The following is a 20,274-nucleotide window of genomic DNA, read 5'->3' as shown; positions in this document are numbered from 1 at the left end:
GGTCCGGCTCGCGGCGGTTCAGCTCGGTGAGGATCTCCGGGCCGAGCACGGTCACGTCGCCGGCGCCCATAGTCACCACCAGGTCCCCGGGGCGCGCCAGGCCGGCCACCACCTCGGGCACCGCCGACCACTTCGGCACGTAGTGCACCCGCTCGGGCGGCAACGTCACCGCGTCGGCCACCATGGCGCCGCTGACCCCGGGCTCCGGGTCCTCCCTGGCGGCGAACACGTCCAGCACCACAACCTCGTCGGCCAGTGCGAGCGCGGCACCGAACTCGCGGTGGAACGTGCGGGTGCGGGAGTAGAGGTGCGGCTGGAACGCCACCAGCAGCCGTCCCTCGGCGACCGAGCGGGCCGCCGTCAGCTGCGCGGCCACCTCGGTCGGGTGGTGCGCGTAGTCGTCGTAGACCGCGACCCCACCGGCCCGGCCCTTGAACTCGAACCGCCGCCGCACCCCGGAGAACTCGGCCAGCCCCTCGAGCATCCCGGTCGCCGGCGCGCCCAGCTCCAGCCCGGCCAGCAGCGCACCCAGCGCATTGAGCGCCATGTGCTCACCGGGGACCGCCACCGTGACGCTGTGGGTCTCCTCCTCGGGTGTGGCCCCGGTGCCGGGCAGCCGCACCCGCAGCCGGCCGCCGGTGCCGGCCGGGCGGTAGTCCAGCAGTACCGCGTCGCCCGCCGCGCCGGGTGCGTTCCGGCCGTAGCGGCGCACCCGGAGGCCGGTCTGCTCGGCGCGTCGGGCCAGCTCCTCGGCGCCGGGGTCGTCGGCGCAGCTCAACAGCGTGCCGCCGGGGGTGATCCGGGCCAGGAAGTCGCGGAAGACCTGGGCGTAGGCGGCCGCGGTGCCGTGGTGGTCGAGGTGGTCGGCCTCCACGTTGGTCACCACCGCGACCCGGGGGCTGAACCGCAGGAACGAGCCGTCGCTCTCGTCCGCCTCGGCGACGAAGATCTCGCCGGCGCCGTGGTGCGCGCCGGAGCCGGCGGCCGCGAGGTCACCGCCGATCGCGAAGGACGGGTCCAGCCCGCAGTGCTGCAGGGCCACCGTGAGCATCGAGGTGGTGGAGGTCTTGCCGTGGGTACCGGTCACACAGGCCACCTGGCGACCGGCCATCAGCGCGGCCAGCGCCTCCGAGCGGTGCAGCACCACCAGCCCCCGCTGCCGGGCGGCGGCCAGCTCCGGGTTGTCCGCCCGGATCGCGGTGGAGATCACCACCGTGGGCGGTCCGTCCAGCTGCGCCAGGTTCGCCGCGTCGTGCCCGACCGCGATCCTGGCCCCCTGCGCCCGCAGCGCCAGCACGGTGCGGGAGTCCTTGGCGTCCGAGCCGGACACCGGTACCCCTCTGGCCAGCAGGATGCGCGCGATCCCGCTCATCCCGGCGCCCCCGATGCCGATCAGGTGCACCCGCTGCAGCACGGCGGGCGGCGCGGCGGACACTCCGGCCGGCTGCCCGGTCGACGCGGTCATCCCGGCACTCCCCCGATTCGGTGCGGTCACTGGCCGACCACGTCGAAGACCAGCTTGGCCAGTGTCTCGTCCGCGCCGGTGTGCCCGGAGCGGCGCGCGGCGGTACTCATCGCGGCCAGCCGCACCGGGTCGGTGAGCAGCCCCATCAGCTCGGCCAGCACCCGCTGCCCGGTGAGCTCGGCGTCCGGCACCAGCGCGCCACCGCCCGCGCGCACCACCGGCGCGGCGTTCAGCGCCTGCTCGCCGTTGCCGTGCGGCAGCGGCACGTACACGGCGGGCAGTCCCACCGAGGACACCTCGGCCACCGTCATCGCCCCGCAGCGGCACAGCACCGCGTCGGCGGCGGCGTAGGCAAGGTCCATCCGCTCCAGGTAGGGCAGTCCGACATAGCGGCCACCCGAGGCCTGGGCGCCGGCCGGCACCGGTACCTGGTTGCCCGCGCCGTGCCCGTGCAGCACCGCGATACCGGCCTCGGCCAGCGCACCGAACGCCTCGGCCACCGCGGTGTTCAGCGAGCGCGCGCCCTGCGAGCCACCGAACACCAGCAGCACCGGGCCGTCGGCGGGCAGCCCGTAGTGCTCGCGGGCTGCGGCGCGCTCGGCCGGGCGGTCCAGCGTGCTGATCTGGCGGCGCAGCGGGATCCCGATCACCTCGGCGCCGGCCAGCCCGCTGTCCGGTACCGCCGCCGCGACCTTGGCGGCGAACCGGGCACCCACCCGGTTGGCCAGTCCGGCCCTGGCGTTCGCCTCGTGCACCACGATCGGCACCCGGCCCCGGGCGCCCAGGTAGGCCGGCAGTGCCACGTAACCGCCGAAGCCGACCACCACGTCGGCCTCGACCCTGCTCAGCACGGCGCGGGTGGCCCGCACCGAGCCCAGCACCTTGGCCGGCAGCGTGAGCAGCTCCGGGGTGAGCTTGCGGGGCAGCGGCACCGGCGGAATCAGCTCCAGCGGGTAGCCGCGTGCCGGGATGAGCGTGCGGTCCAGCCCGCGCTCGGTACCCAGCGCGGTGACCCGGGCGTCCGGGCGCAGCCGGCGCACCGCGTCGGCGAAAGCCAGCGCCGGTTCGATGTGCCCGGCGGACCCGCCGCCGGCGATCACCACGGACAGCGGGCGCCCGGTCATCGCCGACCCCGCTGCCCCGGCACCTGCCGGCGCCCGTCGCGCTGGCCGGGAACCTGCTTCCCGGCACCGCGCCGGCCGGACCCGGCCCCCCAGCCCGACGAGGCGGACCGCTGGGCCGGCGGCCGGGCGTCCCGGGGCGCACGCGGGCTCGGCGCCGCCGACCGTGCGGCCGCACGGGCACCCGGCGAGCGGTACGGCTCGGGCAGCCGCAGCCCGAGCAGCCTGGCGACCCGGCCCTGGCCGTGGGTACGCAGCGCGGCGATCGCCTCCGGCTCGTGCCGGGCGGCGTTGGCGAGCAGACCTCCGACGAACATCGCGGTCACCAGAGCGGAACCTCCTGAGGACACGAGCGGCAACGGAATGCCGGTCACCGGGAGCAATCCCACCACGTAGCCGATATTGATCGTGGCCTGGCCGACCATCCACACCGTCAGGGTGGAAACCACCAGCTTGAGCCAGGGGTCCGTGTTGCGGGTCGCGATGCGCAGCCCAACGTAGGCGAGCAGGCCGAACAGCACCAGGACGGCGATCGCGCCGACCATGCCGAGCTCCTCGCCGATGATCGCGTAGATGAAGTCGTTGTGCGCGTTCGGCAGGTAGCTCCACTTGGCCCGGCCCTGGCCGAGGCCGACCCCGAACAGGCCGCCGTCGGCCAGCGAGTACAGCGCCTGCTTGGCCTGGTAGGCGGCCCCGAGCGGGTCGCTGGCGTTCGGCGACAGGAACGACATGATCCGGCTCTGCCGGTAGCCGGCGCTGAAGCCGAGCACCACCGCGCCGACCGCGCCGCCGAGGGTGAGCGCGGCGAGCAGCCGCACCGGCGCCCCGGCGAAGAACAGCAGCGCGTAGACCACGATGGCCAGCGAGACCGACGTGCCGAGGTCCGGCTCCACCACGATCAGGGTGAAGATCACCAGCGACACCGGCAGCAGCGGGGACAGCAGCTGGCGCCAGTTGCCGAGTACCCGCTGCCGGGCTGCCAGAACGTGCGCCCCCCACAGCGCGAGCGCCACCTTGGCGATCTCGGCCGGCTGGATGGAGATCGGGCCGACCACGAACCAGCTGCGCGCGCCACCCCGGACCTGCCCGATCCCGGGGATCAGCACCGCCACGAGCAGCAGCACCGCGCCGATCAGCATGGCCGGCGCCAGCGCGCGCAGCACCTTCGGCTGGATCCGCATGCCGACCCAGAACACCACCAGGCCGCCGAGGCAGAACAGCAGCTGCCGGCGGAACACCGAGTAGGACGAGCCCACCTGCTCGAAGGACTCCACACTGGACGCGGACAGCACCATCACCAGCCCGAGCAGCGTGAGCAGCCCGAACACCCCGAGCACGATGTGCAGCGAGGTCAGCGGGCGGGCCAGCCAGGCGGTCAGCGCGGCCCGTGCCTTGGCGGCGTTGGCCGCCGCGACCGAGGCGTCGGACTGGGTGAGGCGGGACCGGCCGGTACGGGTCCCGGTCACCTGGAGACCGCCGGGAGTGCCGCGACGGCGGCCTGGAACGCCCGCCCCCGATCGGCATATCCGGCGAACTGGTCGAACGATGCCGCCGCCGGAGCGAGCAGCACCACATCACCTGGCGCGGCCATCTCGGAGGCCAGCCGTACCGCGTCAGTCATGGGGGCATCTTGACCCGGCGTCACCTCGGCGGTGGGGACGTCGGGTGCGTGTCGCAACAGTGCGTCACGGAACATCCCCCGATCGGTACCCAGGAGGACTACTCCGGCCAACCTATGTGCGTGTTGATGGATCAGATCTGTGACCGAAGCGCCCTTCAGTTGGCCGCCGGCGATCCACACCACCCTCGAATGGCCCCCCAGGGCGGCGGCCGCCGCGTGCGGGTTGGTGGCCTTCGAGTCGTCCACGTACCGGACCCCGCCCACCACGCCGACCACGCCGCCGCGGTGCGGGCCGGGCGAGAACGCGCGCAGCCCGGCACCCACCGCCGCGGCGCCCACCCCGGCGACCCGGGCCAGTGCGGCGGCGGCCAACGCATCCAACACCCCGGGTGGGCCGGCCGGGCGCACGTCGGCGACCTCGACCAGCGGCACCGGGTCGCCTCCGGACGCCCGGTCCACCAGCGTCGCCCCGAGCACGCCGAACTGCCCGTCGGCCGGTTCGCCGAGGGTCACCCCGATGCGGCGCGCGGCCGGTGAGTCGGCCAGCGCGGCGGCGGCCAGCGGGTCGTCCACGCCGGCCACCGCGACCGCCCCGGTGAGCACCCTGGCCTTGGCCGCCAGGTACCCGGCCATGCCGCCGTGCCAGTCCAGGTGGTCCTCGGCGATGTTGAGCAGGCAGCCGGCGGCCGGGCGGATCGACGGTGACCAGTACAGCTGGAAGCTGGACAGCTCGACGGCCAGCTCCCTGGTCCCGGCACCTACTGCGCCGGCGCCCCGAACCGCGTCGATCACCGGGGTGCCGACGTTCCCGCAGGCCACCGCGTCCCGCCCGGCGGTGCGCAGGATGGTCTCGAGCATGCCGACCGTGGTGGTCTTGCCGTTCGTCCCGGTCACCGCGAGCCAGCGCACGCCCGCGCCACCGGCCTCCGGAGCTCCCGGGCCACCCGGTCGGGTCCACCGCCAGGCCAGCTCGGGTTCACCGATCACCTCGATGCCGGCCCGCGCGGCAGCCACCAGCAGCGGCGCGTCCGGTCGCCAGCCCGGGCTGGTCACCACCAGCGCGGTGCCCGCCGGCGGGTCGGTGAGCCCGACGACGCCCCGGACACCCGGGGGCAGCTCGGCGAGCCGCTCCGCCACCCCGTCGGCGACGGTGACCTCGGCGCCCAGCTCGACCAGCGCCGCCGCCGCGGCCAGCCCGGACACACCGGCGCCGGCCACCAGCACGGGCCGGCCGCGCAGGTCGGTCAGCGGTGACGACTCCGCCTGTGACGGCTCCGCCTGTGACGACTCCGCCTGTGACGACACGGCCTAACCCCCGGACGCGGCGGCCAGCCACTCGCTGTAGAAGATGCCCAGCCCCAGCGCGCAACAGATCGAGGCGAGCAACCAGAAGCGAATGATCACCGTGGTCTCGGCCCAGCCGGCCAGCTCGAAATGATGGTGGAACGGGGCCATCCGGAACAGCCGGCGCCGGGTGGAGCGGAACACCACGATCTGCAGTGCGACCGACAGCGCCTCCACCACGAACACCCCGCCGATGATCACCAGCAGTAGTTCGGTGCGGGTCACGATGGACAGACCGGCGACCAGCCCGCCCAGTGCCAGCGAGCCGGTGTCGCCCATGAAGATCCGGGCCGGGGCGGCGTTCCACCACAGGAAGCCGACGCAGCCGCCCATCGCGGCGGCCGCCACCAGCGCCACGTCCAGCGGGTCGCGCACCGAGTAGCAGCCGGGGTGCGGCTCGAGCAGCGCGCAGGTGTAGCGGAACTGCCAGAACGAGATGATCACGTACGTGGCCAGCACCATGGCCGAGGTGCCGGCGGCCAGCCCGTCCAGCCCGTCGGTCAGGTTCACCGCGTTCGACCAGGCGGTCACCAGCAGGTAGCAGAACAGGATGAACCCGACGGTGCCGAAGGACAGCACCAGGATGTCGCGCACGAAGGACGGCCGCACCGAGGCCGGGCTGAGCCCCGAGGCGTTGGTGAAGCGCAGTGCGAGGACCGCGAAGACGATCGCGGTGAGCAGCTGGCCGACCAGCTTGGAGGTCTTGTTCAACCCCAGGTTCCGCTGGCGGCGCAGCTTGATGAAGTCGTCCAGGAAGCCCACCAGGCCCAGTGCGGTGGTCAGCAGCAGCACCAGCCAGGCCGACGCGGTCGGGCCTTCCCCGGCCTCACCGGTGACCAGGTGGGCGGCCAGGTAGCCCAGCCAGATCGAGATCAGGATGGCCACCCCGCCCATGGTCGGGGTACCGCGCTTGGCCTGGTGGCTGGCCGGCCCCTCGGCCCGGATCTCCTGCCCGAAGCCCTGCCGGGCGAAGAACCGGATCAGGTACGGGGTGAGCAGGATGGACACCGCCAGTGCAACCCCGGCAGCGATCATGATGCCCCTCACCGGGCATCCTCCGTCGACTCGGCCGGTGTGCCCGGCTGGCCCGTCTCGACCGTCGAACCCGCCAGCAAACCGGCCACCACCCGCTCCAGCCCGGCTGCCCGGGACGCCTTGACCAGCACCACGTCACCCGGCCGCAGCCGCTCGTGGAGCACCTCCAGTGCCGCCGCCACGTCCGGCACGACCATCGACTCCTCCCCGTAGCCGGTGCGGTAGTCGGCGGCGCCGACCGCGACCAGGTGGCGCACCCCGAGCTGGGCGGCCAGCCGGCCGACCCCGGCGTGCGCGGCCGGCGCGGTGTCGCCCAGCTCCCCCATGGCGCCGAGCACCGCCCAACCGCGCCGGGTGGACCCGCTGATCGCGGCGAGTGCCTCCAGACCGGCCCGCATCGACTCCGGGTTCGCGTTGTACGCATCGTTGATCACGGTCACCCCGTCCGGCCGCTCACTGACCTCCATCCGCCAGCGCGAGGTCGGTCGGGCGGCGCTGAGCACGTCGGCCAGCTGTTCCAGGTCGGCGCCCAGCTCGAGGCCGACGGCGGCCGCCGCCAACGCGTTGCCGACCTGGTGCGCGCCGACCAGCCGCAGCCCGACGTCGGTCTCGCCGGCGGGGGTGACCAGCCGGAACCCGGCCCGGCCGGCGTCGTCGAGCCAGACGTCGGCGGCCAGCACGTCGGCCGTCCCCGGACGGTCCTCGCCGGCCACCCCGAAGGTGACCACCCGGGCCGAGGTGCGGGAGGCCATGGCGGCCACCCGCCCGTCGTCGGCGTTGAGCACCGCCACGCCACCCCGGACGGCCGGCGGCAGCGCCTCGACCAGCTCGCCCTTGGCCACCGCCACCGCTTCCGGGGAGCCGAACTCGCCCAGGTGCGCACTGCCCACGTTCAGCACCACGCCGATCCTGGGCTGGGCGACCGCGCACTGCGCCGCGATGTGGCCGAGGCCCCGCGCGGCCAGCTCCAGCACCAGGTGCTGGGTGAGCCGGTCCGCGCGCAGCACCGTCCAGGGGTGCCCGAGCTCGTTGTTGAACGAGCCGGGCGGGGCCACCGTGGCACCCAGCGGGGCCAGCACGGCTGCCACCAGGTCCTTGGTGGACGTCTTGCCGGACGAGCCGGTCAGCCCGACGATCTCCAGCGCGGGCAGCCGGCGGGCCACCTCGGCGGCCAGTGCACTCAGCGCGGCCAACACGGCCGCGCTCCGCGCCTCGGCGCTGGCCGCACCCCGCTCGCCGACCAGCACCGCCGGCGCCTCGACCGGGCGGGCGGCGAGCACCGCGGTGGCCCCGGCGGCGTGCGCCCCGGCCGCGTAGTCGTGCCCGTCCACCCGCTCGCCGGGCAGCGCGACGAACAGCCCGCCCTTGGTGATCGCCCGCGAGTCGAACTCCACCGGGCCGGAGACCAGCTCCTCGCCGGTCGCCCGGTGCAGCCGGCCGCCGACCGCCTCCGCGACCTCGGCGAGCGTCATCGGGATCATCGGCCGGCCTCGCGGGCGCGGATCGCCTCGGCCAGCACGTCGACGTCGGAGAACGGCCGGCGCACCCCGCCCGCCTCCTGTCCCGTCTCGTGCCCCTTGCCGGCGACCACGAGCACGTCCCGGTCACCGGCCCTGGCCACCGCGGCGGCGATCGCGTCGCGGCGGTCACCCACCTCGATGACCTCGCCGAGCGGTGGGGCGGACAGCGCGCCGACCCGCATCGCGGCCCGGATCGCGGCCGGGTCCTCGCTGCGCGGGTTGTCGTCGGTGATCACCAGCAGGTCTGCCCGGCCGGCCGCCTCGGCGCCCATCAGCGGGCGCTTCGCCGCGTCCCGGTCGCCACCGCAGCCGAGCACCACGAGCAGCCGGCCGCCGGCGAGGTCGGGGCTGCCCAGCCGGGCCCGCAGGGTGTCGAGGAGGGCGGCCACCGCGCCCGGCTTGTGCGCGTAGTCCACCAGCGCCAGGTACGGCTGGCCGGCATCGACCCGCTCCAGCCGGCCCGGCACGACCACCTCGGCCATCCCCTCGGCGGCGGTGCCCGCCGGGACGCCCACCTGGTCCAGGCAGGCCAATGCGAGCAGCGCGTTCGCCACGTTGAACGCCCCGGGCAGCGGCAGCCTGACCTCGGTGCGAGCACCGGCCGGGTCGATCGCCACGAACCGCTGGCCGCCGTCCCCGGTCGGCAGCACGGACTCGGCCCGCCACCCGGCGTCCACCCGGCCGCGCGCGGAGACCGTGACGGTGTGCGGGCGCAGCAACCGCCGGCCCCACTCGTCGTCGGCGTTCACCACCTCGGTGCCGGCCCGGCCGTCGAAGAGCAACTCCTTGGCCGCGAAGTAGCCGGCCATGTCGTGGTGGAAGTCCAGGTGGTCCTGGGACAGGTTGGTGAACGCGCCGACGGCGAACCGGGTGCCGTCCACCCGGTGCAGCGCGAGCGCGTGGCTGGACACCTCCATCGCGGCGTGCGTCACGCCCCGCTCCGCCATGATCGCGAACATCGCCTGGAGGTCGGGGGCCTCCGGGGTGGTCAGCGAGGCGTTCCAGCGCTCGCCGGCGATCGTCGTGCGCACCGTGCCGACCAGCCCGGTCACCATGCCGGCGGCTCGCAGCCCGGCCTCGATCAGGAAGGTCACCGTGGTCTTGCCGCTGGTGCCGGTCACGCCGAGGACGGGCAACCGGGCGGTCGGGTCGCCGTAGACCCGGGCGGCGAGCGCACCGAGCACCGCTCGCGGGTCGTCGGCCACCAGGGTCGGCACGCCGGCGCCGGCGACGGCCGGGCGGGCGGCCCCCGCCGGATCGGTGAGCAGCGCCACCGCGCCCGAGGCGAGCGCCTTCGCCGCGAAGTCGGCGCCGTGCGCCCGGGACCCGGGCAGTGCCGCGAACAGGTCGCCGGGGCGGACGTCCTGGGTGCGCAGGGTCACGCCGGTCACGGTGCCAGTCGTGCTGCCGGCCGTGCTGCCGGTCGTGCTGCCGGTCGTGCTGGCGGTCGTGCTGCCGGTCGTGCTGCCGGTCGTGCTGCTGGCCGTGCTGGTGGGCGCGGTACCGGGCGCGGTACCGGGCACCGGGCTCTCGACCAGGCGCGCACCGGCCAGCTCGGCCAACTCGGCCAGCGCGGTGGGCGCGATCCGCGCTGGCCGCGGGGCGGCCGTCGCGGCGGCCGCGATCTGGGTCGGGGGCACGTCGCGGAAGGCTACCGGCGTCATGATCGCGCCCTGGCGGGGCACTGGCTCCCCGAGCTGGGGTGGGTGGGGCGTCGGGCCGCCCGTCGTGCCGCACCGCCCGCTGGGCGACGCCACGCTGCTATCACCCGGGAATCACCGTCGAGCGGGCAACCAACGGCCGGCCCGCCGCCTGACACCCCAGTTGTTACCGAGCTGCACAGGGTGCAGGTCTGGCGGCCGAAAAACCAGCCTGATGTGCAGCTCGGTAACGACAGGCAGCTGCCCCGGCAGCCCGGCGGCCGGCCCCTTGTGCGGGGGCGCCGAGCGCACGTTGTTACCGAGCTGCACAGGGTGCAGGTCTGGCGGCCGAAAAACCAGCCTGGTGTGCAGCTCGGTAACGACAGGCAGCTGTCCCGGCAGCCCGGCGGCCGGCCCCCTGAGCGGGGGCGCCGAGCGCACGTTGTTACCGAGCTGCACAGGGTGCAGGTCTGGCGGCCGAAAAACCAGCCTGATGTGCAGCTCGGTAACGACAGGCAGCTGCCTCGGCAGCCCGGCGGCCGGCCCCTTGAGCGGGGGCGCCGAGCGCACGTTGTTACCGAGCTGCACAGGACGCCGGCTGCCGAGCCGTGAAACCTGCCTGGTGTGCAGCTCGGTAACAGGCCGGCACGTAACAGGCCGACACCCGACGGTCAGGGGACCACCAGCGGCACCATCGGCGCCGGGTTCGGGTCCACCGGGATCTGGTCGCGCTGCGCCAGGGTGGACGCGATCTGGTGGAAGAGTCCGGAGGCGTTCTGGCCGTGGGTCGGCGCGTCGAGCATGATCGCCACCACGTACCGGGGTGCCTGCGCCGGGAACATGCCGGCGAAGGTGATCCAGTAGTTGTTCGACGAGTAGCACCCGCAGGCCGGGTTGACCTGCTGCGCGGTTCCCGTCTTGCCGGCGATCTCGTAGCCGGGCACCGCCGCGTCCACCCCGGTGCCGCGCTGCACGCCCTTGCCGGCCTGGGTGACCGCGGTGAGCATCTGGCGCAGCTGCTGGGCGATCTGCGGGGACACCACGCGCACCGGGTCGGGCCTCGGCTCGGTGTGCCGGGTGCCGTCCGGGTCGATGGTGGCCGCCACGATCCGGGGCGGCACCCGGAGCCCGTCGTTGGCCACCGACTGGTACATGTCGGCGAGCTGCAGCACGGTCATCGAAAGTCCCTGCCCGATCGGCAGGTTGCCGAACGTGGAACCCGACCAGGTGTCTCTCGGCGGCACCCGCCCGGAGCTCTCGCCGGGCAGGCCGACGCCGGTGCGCTTGCCGAGGCCCATCTTGTTCAGCATCGTCCAGAACCGGTCCGGGCCGATCTGCTGCGCCGTCATCAACGTGCCGACGTTCGACGAGCGGGCCAGGATCCCGGTCAGGGTGAACCGCTGGGTCGGGTGCGTCCAGGCGTCGTGGATGGTCCGGTCCGCGATCTTGATGCTGTCCGGCACGTCCTTGACCGACATCGGGTTGACCAGCCCGGAGTCCAGCGCGGCGGCCATCGTGATGATCTTGTTGACCGAGCCCGGTTCGAACGGCGTTGTCACCGCCGGGTTGCCGAGCTGGTTGGCGCTGGCCGCCGCCAGGTCGCGCGGGTCGAAGGTGGCGTTGGTGGCCAGCGCGCGCACCTCACCGGTGTGCGCGTCCAGCACCACCGCGCTGCCGTCCTTGGCGCCGTGCAGGTTCACGTAGGCGGCCAGCTGCTGCTGCACCGTGTACTGCAGGTCGGAGTCCAGCGTGAGCTGCAGGTTCGACCCGGGCACCGCCGCCTTCTCGGCGCGCTCGCTGCCCGGGATGACGGTGTTGCCGCCCTCGGCGGTGTCCACCACGCGAAAACCGTCGGTGCCGGCCAGCAGGCTCTCCTGGGACGCCTCCAGACCCACCACGCCGTGCAGTTTGTGCTGGTCCATGTTCCAGGAGGCGGCACCGATGATGTTGGCGGCGAGCGGGCCGCCCGGGTACTGCCGGGACTCCCGGTCCTCCTGGGCGATCTCCGGGAAGCGCTCCGTGACCGCGCGGGCCACCGCCGGCTCGACCAGCGGCACCAGGATCACGTAGTGTTTGTCGGTGTTCAGGGCGGCGTAGAGCTGGTAGGCGTCCACGCCGGTCAGCTGGGCGATGCCGATCGCGATCTGGGTCTTGCGGTTGATCGCGTTCGCGCCCTGGTCCCGCCCGATCAGGAACGGGTTCGCGACCAGCGCCTTGGCCTGCACGCTGAACGCCATCGGCGCGCCGGAGCGGTCCAGGATCGAACCCCGCTCGGCGGGCAGCGGCAGCCGGGTGACCCGCTGCTTGTCACCGTCCGCGCGCAGCTGCCCGGACTGCACCGTCTGCACGGTGACCAGCTTCACGCCGGCCAGCACCAGCAGCGTCACCATGATCAGTCGGCCGATCACCAACCGCCGGTTGTGGTCGACGCGGCCGGCGGCCGGTCCCCGGGGACGGCGGACGGGTGGGCTCGAGCGGGCTTTGGGACGGGTCCGGGGTGGGGTGGCGGTGCGCATCAGTGCCCGGCGACGGCGACGGACGGGCCCGCGGCGGCGGCCGGCGGCGCATAGCCCGGCTGTCGGGTCGGCGCCTGTTGGGTCGGCGCCTGCTGCTGGACCGGCGCCTGCTGCTGGACCGGCGCCTGCTGGACCGGCGCCTGCTGCACCGGTGCCTGCTGGACCGTCCCGGTCCCCTGGACCGGTCCCTGCTCAGCGGGCACCCCCGGCTGCTCGGGTGCGACCTGGTCGTCGGCGGCCTGTTGCCCGGTGCCCTGCTGCTGGTCGGGTACCTGCGTACCGGTCCCCTGCTGCTGGTCGACCGGCGGCTGGCCGGGCACCTGCGGCGGGGCGGCCGGGGCCAGCACCGGAGCCGGCGCGGCGGGTGCGACGGCGGCCTTCGGCGCGCCTACGACCTGCACCGATCCGTCCGGCCGCACGACCAAGCGGGCCACGTCGGAGACCTGCACCATGCCCATCTGCCGGGCGGCGGCGGCCAACGCCGGGGCGGACTGCATCGACGCGATCTCGGTGCGCAGCGACTCGCTGCTCTCGGACAGGTCGCGGGTGGCCTGCCGCGCGGCATCCAGTCGGTAGGAGTCGGCGGCCGCCGTGGTCGAGAGCCACAGCGAGGCGACCAGGCCGACCCCGAACAGCACCATGATCAGCAGTACGAACTGGGACCGCCCCGACGTGGCGTCGTTCGCCTCGCCGGACTGGCGCCGCTCCCGCACCGCGCGCCGGGCATAGGCGCGGCCGATCGCGCCGTTGGCGTCGCGGGGCGCGGGCACCCCGGTCGACCGCCGCGGCATGGTCGGGCGGGCCTGGCGAGCCGGGCGGGCCGCACGGGTCGGGCGGGGACGTTCAACCGCGGGTGCACTCATCGCAACCCTCCTCGCTCCGTGCCACTGACTCGCTCGCCCGCTCGCTCCGTGCCACTGACTCGCTCGCCCGCTCGCTCCGTGCCACTCATGCCGCCTCCGCGATTCGTTCGCCGGCGCGCATCCGGACCGACGCCGCGCGCGGGTTCTCGGCGGTCTCCTCCGCGCCGGCCCCCTCGGCCCCTCGGGTGAGCATCCGCCACCTCGGCCCGTGGCCGGGCAGCTCGACCGGTAGGCCGGGCGGCGTGCGCGAGCGCGACTGTTCCGCGAATGCCTGTTTGACCAGCCGGTCCTCCAGCGAGTGGTAGGCCAGCACAACGAGGCGCCCACCCACCGCGACCGCGTCGATCGCCGCCGGGAGCACCCCCTCGAGCGACTCCAGCTCGCCGTTGACCTCGATGCGCAACGCCTGGAAGGTCCGCTTGGCAGGGTGCCCGCCGGTGCGCCGGGAGGCCGCCGGCACCGCCTCGTACAGCAGCTCGACCAGCTCCTCGCTGGTGCGCAGCGGAGCCCGCTCACGTCGACGCAGCACGGCGGAGACGATCCGCTTGGCGAACCGCTCCTCGCCGTAGTCGCGCAGCACCCTGATCAGCTCACCGGGCGGGTAGGTGTTCACCACGTCGGCGGCGGTCTGGCCGGTGGTGGGGTCCATCCGCATGTCCAGCGCGGCGTCCCGGGAGTAGGCGAAACCCCGGTCCACCGCGTCCAGCTGCAGCGAGGACACCCCGAGGTCGAGCAGCACACCCTGGACCTTGGGGATGTCCAGCTCCTCGAGGACCTCGGTCAGCTCGTCGTAGCGGGCGTGCACCAGGTGGGTGCGCTCCGCGTACGGGGCCAACCGGCGCCCGGCCAGCTCGAGTGCCTGCGGGTCGCGGTCCAGCCCGACCAGGGTGAGCTCGGGGTGCGCGGCCAGCAGCGCGGCGGAGTGCCCGCCGAGCCCCAGCGTGCAGTCGACCAGCACGGCCGGGCCGCCGCTCAGCGCCGGCGCGAGCAGCTCGAGGACCCGGTCCAGCAGCACCGGGACGTGCTGGGCACCCGGCGCTGGTTCCGGGACTGAGTCTGACACCGGCCGCCCCCTTTCTGGGTCACTCGCGCAGGGTCGGGACGTGTACCGGGCGCGGAACCCGGATGTCCCGAGGTCTCCGCTCCCCTCCCGGCGGACCTGGCACCGGGGAAGGTGCGCCAGGGCCACCAGCAGCGGAGTGGAGGCCTCGGGACACCCGAACCTCGCCACGCCGCGGCATGTCAGAACATGCCGGGCAGTACCTCTTCCTGCGCCTGTGCGTACTCGTCTTCGTGTCGTTCCTGATAGCTCTGCCAGGCCTGGGCGTCCCAGATCTCCAGCCGGTTGACCGCGCCGATGACGACGCACTCCTTGCTCAGCCCGGCATAGCGGCGCAGCTCGGCGGTGATCGGGATGCGGCCCTGCGAATCCGGGTTCTGCTCATCGGTGCCGGCGAACAGGTAGCGCTGGTAGGCGCGCACCGACTCGTTGGTGAACGGCGCCTCGGCCACCTTGCGGGCCAGCTGCTCGAAGACGTCACGGGGGAACACGTAGAGACAGCGGTCCTGACCCTTGGTGATCATCATCCCCCCTCGCAGCTCGTCCCGGTACTTCGCCGGCAGCGTGAGCCGGCCCTTGTCGTCGAGCCTGGGCGTGTGCGTGCCGAGAAACACCGGCATCGCCTCCCCTTGGCTCCAACGATCACCACATTACCCCACTTTGCACCACAGTCAACGCGCACTCCCCCCGGCACCGCCCGATCAGTGATGGTTTCCCCAGTTCACAACCGGTGGGGGAAGGTGGGGGCGGCAATGTGGCCGGAGTGCCGATCATGGTCCTGGCAGACCGGCTTGGACCCCATTCGACCCAGCGGAACTGGGCAAATGCCGCGGCAGAGCGGCCCGTCCGGACCAGCGGGGGTCGCCGTGGGGGAAGGTGGGGGTACCGAGTCGATGACCGTCCGGTCACGGTTTGACAGACTGATCGCGCGCTGCCGGACCGGCATTGCCGGACTGGCGGTGTCGGACCGGCGCTGTCGGATTACGGGGAGGTCGAATGACGACGACGAGCAGCCGACCCGCCCCCATGTCGCTGCCGGAACTCGCCACCGTCACCGGGCGGATCACCGAGAACGTGGGGCGGGTGATCGCGGGGAAGCCGGAGGCCATCCGCATCGCACTGGTGACCCTGCTCTCCGAGGGACACCTGTTGGTCGAGGACGTGCCGGGGGTGGGCAAGACCTCGCTGGCCAAGGCGCTGGCGAAGTCCATCGACTGTGCGGTCAGCCGGATCCAGTTCACCCCGGACCTGATGCCGAGCGACATCACCGGGGTGTCCGTCTACAACCGCGAGACCAGCGAGTTCGAGTTCCGCCCCGGCCCGATCTTCGCCAACGTGGTGATCGGCGACGAGATCAACCGCGGCTCCCCCAAGACCCAGTCCGCGCTGCTGGAGTGCATGGAGGAGCACCAGGTGACCGTCGACGGGATGACCTACCCGCTCGGCAACCCGTTCCTCGTGGTCGCCACCCAGAACCCGCTGGAGATGGAAGGCACCTACGCACTGCCGGAGGCGCAGCGGGACCGGTTCACCGCACGGATCAGCATCGGCTACCCGGACCCGGCCGCCGAGCTGGCGATGGTCGACGAGCACTCGGCCCAGGATCCGCTGGCCACCCTCGGCCCGGTGTCCGACACGGCCGAGGTGCAGGCCCTGCTGGCCACCGTGCGCGGCGTGCACGTGGCCCCCGAGCTGCGTCGCTACGCCGTGGAGATCTCCTCGGCCACCCGGCGGCTGCCGGAGGTCCGCCTCGGCGCCTCACCCCGGGCCACCCTGCACCTGGTCCGCGCCGCCCGGGCCCAGGCCGCGCTGTCCGGTCGGGAGTACGTGGTGCCCGACGACCTGCACATGGTGGCCGGACCGGTGCTGGCGCACCGGCTGGTGCTCACCCCCGAATCGCTCACCACCCGGCGGACCGCGCCCGACCTGGTGCGTGCGCTGCTGAGCCGGCTGCCGGTACCGCACGGACCGGGCGGCCCCGGCGCGCCCCGTGGCTGAGGAACACCACCACGTACCCAGCGGGCTGACCACGCTGGGCCGCTGCCTGATCGCCGCCGGCGTCTCGGCGTCGGTGTGCTCGGTGGTGCTCAACGAGCGCGACCTGCTGCGGATCGGCGTGCTGGTGATCGTGCTGGCGCTGCTCGCCGCCCTGGTGGCGGCCCGGACCAGGCTGGTGGTGCGGGCCGAGCGGACCCTGGAACCGGTGCGGCTGTCCGCCGGGTCGGCCGCCACGGCCCAGCTGACCGTGCACACCTCGGGGCGGCTGCTCGGCGGCGGACTGGTGCTCTCCGACGCGCTGCCGGACGCGCTGGGCGGCTCGGCCCGGTTCGTCACCCGGCCACCCCGCCGTGGCGACCCGCCGCTGGAGCTGAGCTACCAGATCACCCCGACGGTCCGGGGGGTGCACCTGGTCGGCCCGCTCACCATGCGGGTGAGCGACCCGCTCGGCCTTGCCGAGTACGAGCGCGAGCTGTCCGGCCGCACCCAGCTCACCGTGCTCCCCCGGGTCACCGAGCTGTCCGGGCTGCCGGACGGGTTCGGCCGGGGCGAGGGCGACGCCGGCGCGACCGGCCTGCGCCGGGGTCTCGGCGAGCACGATGCGATGGTCCGGGAGTACCAGCCCGGCGATGCGCTGCGCACGGTGCACTGGCGCTCCACCGCGCGCCGGGACGCGCTGATGGTGCGGGTCGAGGAACGGCCGTGGCACGGCGGCGTCACCGTGCTGCTGGACCGGCGCGTCCACGCCCACCGGGGCATCGGCGCGCAGGCCAGCCTGGAGTGGTCCATCGAGCTGGTGGCCAGCGTCTGCCGGCACCTGATGAACGCGGGCCGCCGGGTAACCCTGGTCGCCGAGAACGGCACCACGCTGGCCGCCGGGCGCGACCCCGAGGCACTGCTCGACGTACTGGCCACGGTCCGCCCGTGCACCCAGCCCGGCCTGGTGCCGCCGCCCAGCGAGGGTGGTGAGCTGTTCGCGGTACTGGGCTCGGTCGACTCCGCCCTGGTGCAGCCGCTGATCGCCGGCGCCCACGGCGGGCACGGGCACGCGGTGCTGCTCGACGTGGCCGCCTGGACCGCGCCTCAGGAGACCCGGCCGGTGACCGGCGTCGCCGCACCGGCCAGGGCATTCACCGAGGCCGGCTGGTCCGTGCTGGTGGGCCGGCCGGAACGCGGACCGGACAAGGTGTGGAACGACTTCTGCCGGCGGCTGCCGGTCCGGCTGGGCAGCGGCTGATGAGTTCACCGACCGCGCCGCCGGCGGCGACCGCCGGCCCCCGGGACGACTCCGGCACCGGATCGCCAACCGGTTCGGCGGGCGGCACCTCGGCCGGCGCCGGCCCGGTGTGGCCGGCGGACCCGGCTTCCCGGTCGGCGCCTCCGCAGCACCGCCCGCCCACGCCCGCCTCGGCCCGCTGGGCGCCCCGGTTGGTGCCGGTGGCCGCCGGGCTCGCGGTGGCACTCAGCTCCAGTGCACTCAGCGGGGTGCTGCAGGGACACCGCTGGTTCTGGTACGCGCTGGCCGTCGTGAGCCTGGTGGTGGTGCTCGGCGGGCTGGCCCGGCTGTTCCGGCTGCACGTGGCGATCGTGGCTGCCATCCAGTTGGTCGGGTTGGCGCTGCTGCTGGCCGGGGTGTTCAGCACCGACCCGGTGATCGGGGTGCTGCCGGGGCCGTCCGCGCTGGGCGATCTCTGGCACGGCCTGTCCGCCGCGATGACCCAGATCGAGAGCGGCGTGCCACCGGTGGCCACCTCGCCGGCCATGTTGCTGCTGGTGTCGGTCGGCTTCGGCGTGGTGGCGATCGGCGTGGACGCCATGGCGGTGGCCGGGCAGGGGCCGGCGGTCTGCGGGCTGGTGCTGCTCGGCGCGTACACGGTGCCCACCGCGCTGGCCCCGAAGGCGCTGCCGGACCTCTCGATCGCCGCCGGTGCCGTCGGCTACGCACTGCTGCTGGTCACCGAGCACCGCCGCCGGCAGGCCCGGCGCGGGATCCCGACCGCGCGGCCGGTCCGGGCGGACGTCACCCCGCTGTCCTCGGCCCGGCGGACGCTGCACCGGGTCGGCCGGGTGCTGCCGACCGGGGCCGGCGCGCCGCTGGCCCTGGTGCTGACGGCCGTCGCGGTACTGGCCGCCATCGGCGTCGGACTGCTGGCCACCCCGATCGGCACCCACGGCCGGTTCACCGGCAACGGCATCGGCTCCTCCCCCGAGACCACCGGCCAGTTCGGGCTCAACCCGTTCACCTCGCTGCGCGGCCAACTGGACAACGGCGATCCCAACGAGCTGCTCCGGGTCACCGGGCTGCCCGGCCCGCTGTACCTGCGCGCGCTGACCCTGAACCGCTACGTGCCGCAGCAGGGCTGGTTGCTGCCGGACCGCTACAACGGCGTCACGCTGGACCAGTCCCTGCCGTCCGGGCTGGCGGTGCCGGTCGACAACCCGACCGCCACGGTGCAGATCAGGAACGTCGGATACCTCGACCAGTGGCTGCCGCTCTACGGGCTGCCCATGGGGGTGACCGGCGTGGTGCCCGGCCGCTGGCACTACGACGTGCTGAGCGGGACCGCCTTCACCGACCTGCCGACCCACGAGCTGACCTGGACCGAGCGCGCCGGGCTGCCGAACCCGTCGGTGGCGACCCTGGAGAACATCCCGCCGGCCACCGACGTCAGCCCCACCTTCCTGGACACCAGCGGAGTGGACCCCCGGATCACCGCGATCGCCAAGGCGGTCACCAGGCAGGCACACACCCCGTTCGACCGGACCGTGGCGCTGAACCGGTACTTCCTGGACCCGGCGTTCGGCTTCAAATACAGCCTGAAGACCAGGCCGGGCAACTCCGGCGACGCCCTGGTCGACTTCCTGACCAACGGCAAGACCGGCTACTGCGAGCAGTTCGCCTCCGCCATGGCGGTGATGCTGCGCACCGTCGGGGTGCCGGCGCGGGTGGCCGTCGGGTTCAGCGCCGGCAAGGACAACGGCACCTACCGCTCGATCACCACCGGCGACGCGCACGCCTGGGTCGAGGCGTACTTCGCCGGCATCGGTTGGCTCACCTTCGACCCCACCCCACTGGACGACGGCCGCTCCGTGACGCCCGGCTACGTGGCCGACGCGCCGCGGGTGCCGATCAACGTCCCGTCCTCGACGGGCGCGGGCAACCCCCAGCAGGGCGACAGCGGCCCCGCCCCCCAGGCCAGCCCTCCGCCCGGTGGCCAGGGTGCTCCGGTGCCACCGGCCGACGGGCCCGGCGCGGCGGCCGGCGCCGCGCCGGGCCCGTCGGCCGGTGGTGACCAGTCCAGCGGTGACCAGTCCGGCGGTGACCGGCCCGGGGCCGACCCGTCCGGTGGCCAGTCGGGTGACTCAGCCGATCAGTCCACCGGCGGCCAGGACGGGTCCGGCGACCAGAACGGGTCGGGCGACAAGGAGTCGGCCGACAACGGGACGGCCGACAACGGGACGGGACTCAGCCGGGAGTTGAGCATCGCCGGGCTGTTGGTCGCGGTCTGGGCGCTGCTACTGGCCATGCTGGTGCTGTTGGCGCTCGTCGCGCTGGCGTTCACCCCGGCCGCGGTGCGCGCGCTCAGCCGCCGCCGGCGGATGTCCCGCGCGGGCGGCGGTGGCCCGGACGGGGCGGTGGCCGCCTGGCGCGAGGTGCTCGCCGAGTTCCGGGACCGGGGCAGCGAGCCGGCCGAGAACGACACGGTTCGGGCCACCGCGCGCCAACTGGTCCGGACCTACCGGCTCGACGGGCCGGCCATCGACGGGATGAAGACGGTCATCGGGGCGGTCGAACGCGGCTGGTACGCCGAGCGGCACGACCCGGGACCCGGATCCGCGCTGGTCTCAGCGGTCACCACGGTGCGCGCCGGGCTGAGCACCAGGGCACCCCTGACACTGCCCGCCCGACTGTGGCCGCGTTCCGCGATGCCGGGCCGGCGGTGGTGGCGGCGGCTCACCGAGCGAATCGGCAACCGGGCCCGCTCACTCATCGGCGGTTGACCGGCGGGCCGACTCATCGGCGGTGACCGGCGGCGCGGCTCATCGGCGGTTGACCGGCGGGCCGGCCTGACCTCGGCAACGTGGGCCGC

Annotated in this window: 13 protein-coding genes and 1 pseudogene; 3 read left to right on the top strand and 11 right to left on the bottom strand. The window is 74.2% G+C overall.

The window, feature by feature from the left end; translation table 11 throughout:
- Positions 1–13 precede the first annotated feature (13 nt).
- The 11 genes and pseudogenes from murC to mraZ all read right to left on the bottom strand — a co-directional run.
- Positions 14–1,465, bottom strand: a pseudogene (murC, locus tag ACTXG6_RS22905) (UDP-N-acetylmuramate--L-alanine ligase); the annotation flags it as partial.
- Positions 1,466–1,491: 26 nt separating this feature from the next.
- Positions 1,492–2,589 (bottom strand): undecaprenyldiphospho-muramoylpentapeptide beta-N-acetylglucosaminyltransferase, encoded by a 1,098-nt coding sequence (murG, locus tag ACTXG6_RS22900; protein ID WP_445189843.1) that lies wholly within the window; start codon positions 2,587–2,589, stop codon positions 1,492–1,494.
- Positions 2,586–4,052, bottom strand: coding sequence for a putative lipid II flippase FtsW (ftsW, locus tag ACTXG6_RS22895; RefSeq protein ID WP_445189842.1), 1,467 nt, complete (start codon positions 4,050–4,052; stop codon positions 2,586–2,588). The genes murG and ftsW overlap by 4 nt, the downstream gene beginning before the upstream one ends.
- The gene (murD, locus tag ACTXG6_RS22890) at positions 4,049–5,455 is read right to left on the bottom strand and encodes a UDP-N-acetylmuramoyl-L-alanine--D-glutamate ligase (RefSeq protein WP_445190092.1); all 1,407 of its coding nucleotides are present in this window, start codon (positions 5,453–5,455) and stop codon (positions 4,049–4,051) included. Before murD ends, ftsW begins: the two co-directional genes overlap by 4 nt.
- Before the next feature lie 60 nt (positions 5,456–5,515).
- Positions 5,516–6,586, bottom strand: a complete 1,071-nt coding sequence (mraY, locus tag ACTXG6_RS22885; RefSeq protein WP_445190091.1) for a phospho-N-acetylmuramoyl-pentapeptide-transferase — start codon at positions 6,584–6,586, stop codon at positions 5,516–5,518.
- Positions 6,587–6,594: 8 nt separating this feature from the next.
- Complete coding sequence (locus ACTXG6_RS22880; protein WP_445189841.1) at positions 6,595–8,067, bottom strand: UDP-N-acetylmuramoyl-tripeptide--D-alanyl-D-alanine ligase; 1,473 nt, start codon at positions 8,065–8,067, stop codon at positions 6,595–6,597.
- Positions 8,064–9,770 carry a UDP-N-acetylmuramoyl-L-alanyl-D-glutamate--2,6-diaminopimelate ligase gene (locus ACTXG6_RS22875; RefSeq protein WP_445189840.1) on the bottom strand — a complete coding sequence of 569 codons (1,707 nt, stop codon included), beginning with the start codon at positions 9,768–9,770 and terminating at the stop codon, positions 8,064–8,066. The genes ACTXG6_RS22880 and ACTXG6_RS22875 overlap by 4 nt, the downstream gene beginning before the upstream one ends.
- Before the next feature lie 647 nt (positions 9,771–10,417).
- Positions 10,418–12,154 (bottom strand): peptidoglycan D,D-transpeptidase FtsI family protein, encoded by a 1,737-nt coding sequence (locus tag ACTXG6_RS22870; protein ID WP_445189839.1) that lies wholly within the window; start codon positions 12,152–12,154, stop codon positions 10,418–10,420.
- 107 nt (positions 12,155–12,261) lie between these two features.
- Positions 12,262–13,125 carry a hypothetical protein gene (locus tag ACTXG6_RS22865; RefSeq protein ID WP_445189838.1) on the bottom strand — a complete coding sequence of 288 codons (864 nt, stop codon included), beginning with the start codon at positions 13,123–13,125 and terminating at the stop codon, positions 12,262–12,264.
- Between the two features lie 85 nt (positions 13,126–13,210).
- The gene (gene rsmH, locus ACTXG6_RS22860) at positions 13,211–14,188 is read right to left on the bottom strand and encodes a 16S rRNA (cytosine(1402)-N(4))-methyltransferase RsmH (RefSeq protein WP_445189837.1); all 978 of its coding nucleotides are present in this window, start codon (positions 14,186–14,188) and stop codon (positions 13,211–13,213) included.
- A 179-nt stretch (positions 14,189–14,367) separates the two neighbouring features.
- Positions 14,368–14,799 (bottom strand): division/cell wall cluster transcriptional repressor MraZ, encoded by a 432-nt coding sequence (gene mraZ / locus ACTXG6_RS22855; protein WP_445190090.1) that lies wholly within the window; start codon positions 14,797–14,799, stop codon positions 14,368–14,370.
- A gap of 331 nt (positions 14,800–15,130) precedes the next feature.
- Between mraZ and ACTXG6_RS22850 the strand changes: the two genes are divergently transcribed.
- From ACTXG6_RS22850 to ACTXG6_RS22840, 3 genes are read left to right on the top strand one after another with little or no spacing between them, the layout of a single operon-like run.
- Positions 15,131–16,183, top strand: coding sequence for an AAA family ATPase (locus ACTXG6_RS22850; RefSeq protein WP_445189836.1), 1,053 nt, complete (start codon positions 15,131–15,133; stop codon positions 16,181–16,183).
- Positions 16,176–17,420: a DUF58 domain-containing protein gene (locus ACTXG6_RS22845; RefSeq protein WP_445189835.1), complete on the top strand. Its 1,245-nt coding sequence runs from the start codon at positions 16,176–16,178 to the stop codon at positions 17,418–17,420. The genes ACTXG6_RS22850 and ACTXG6_RS22845 overlap by 8 nt, the downstream gene beginning before the upstream one ends.
- On the top strand, positions 17,420–20,185 hold the full coding sequence (locus tag ACTXG6_RS22840) for a transglutaminase family protein (protein ID WP_445189834.1): 2,766 nt from the start codon (positions 17,420–17,422) through the stop codon (positions 20,183–20,185). Before ACTXG6_RS22845 ends, ACTXG6_RS22840 begins: the two co-directional genes overlap by 1 nt.
- Positions 20,186–20,274 lie beyond the last annotated feature (89 nt).

It is taken from the genome of Pseudonocardia sp. Cha107L01 (assembly GCF_052566575.1).
Note: the sequence above shows the minus strand (reverse complement) of the source record. Positions and strands in the feature narration are given on the sequence as shown.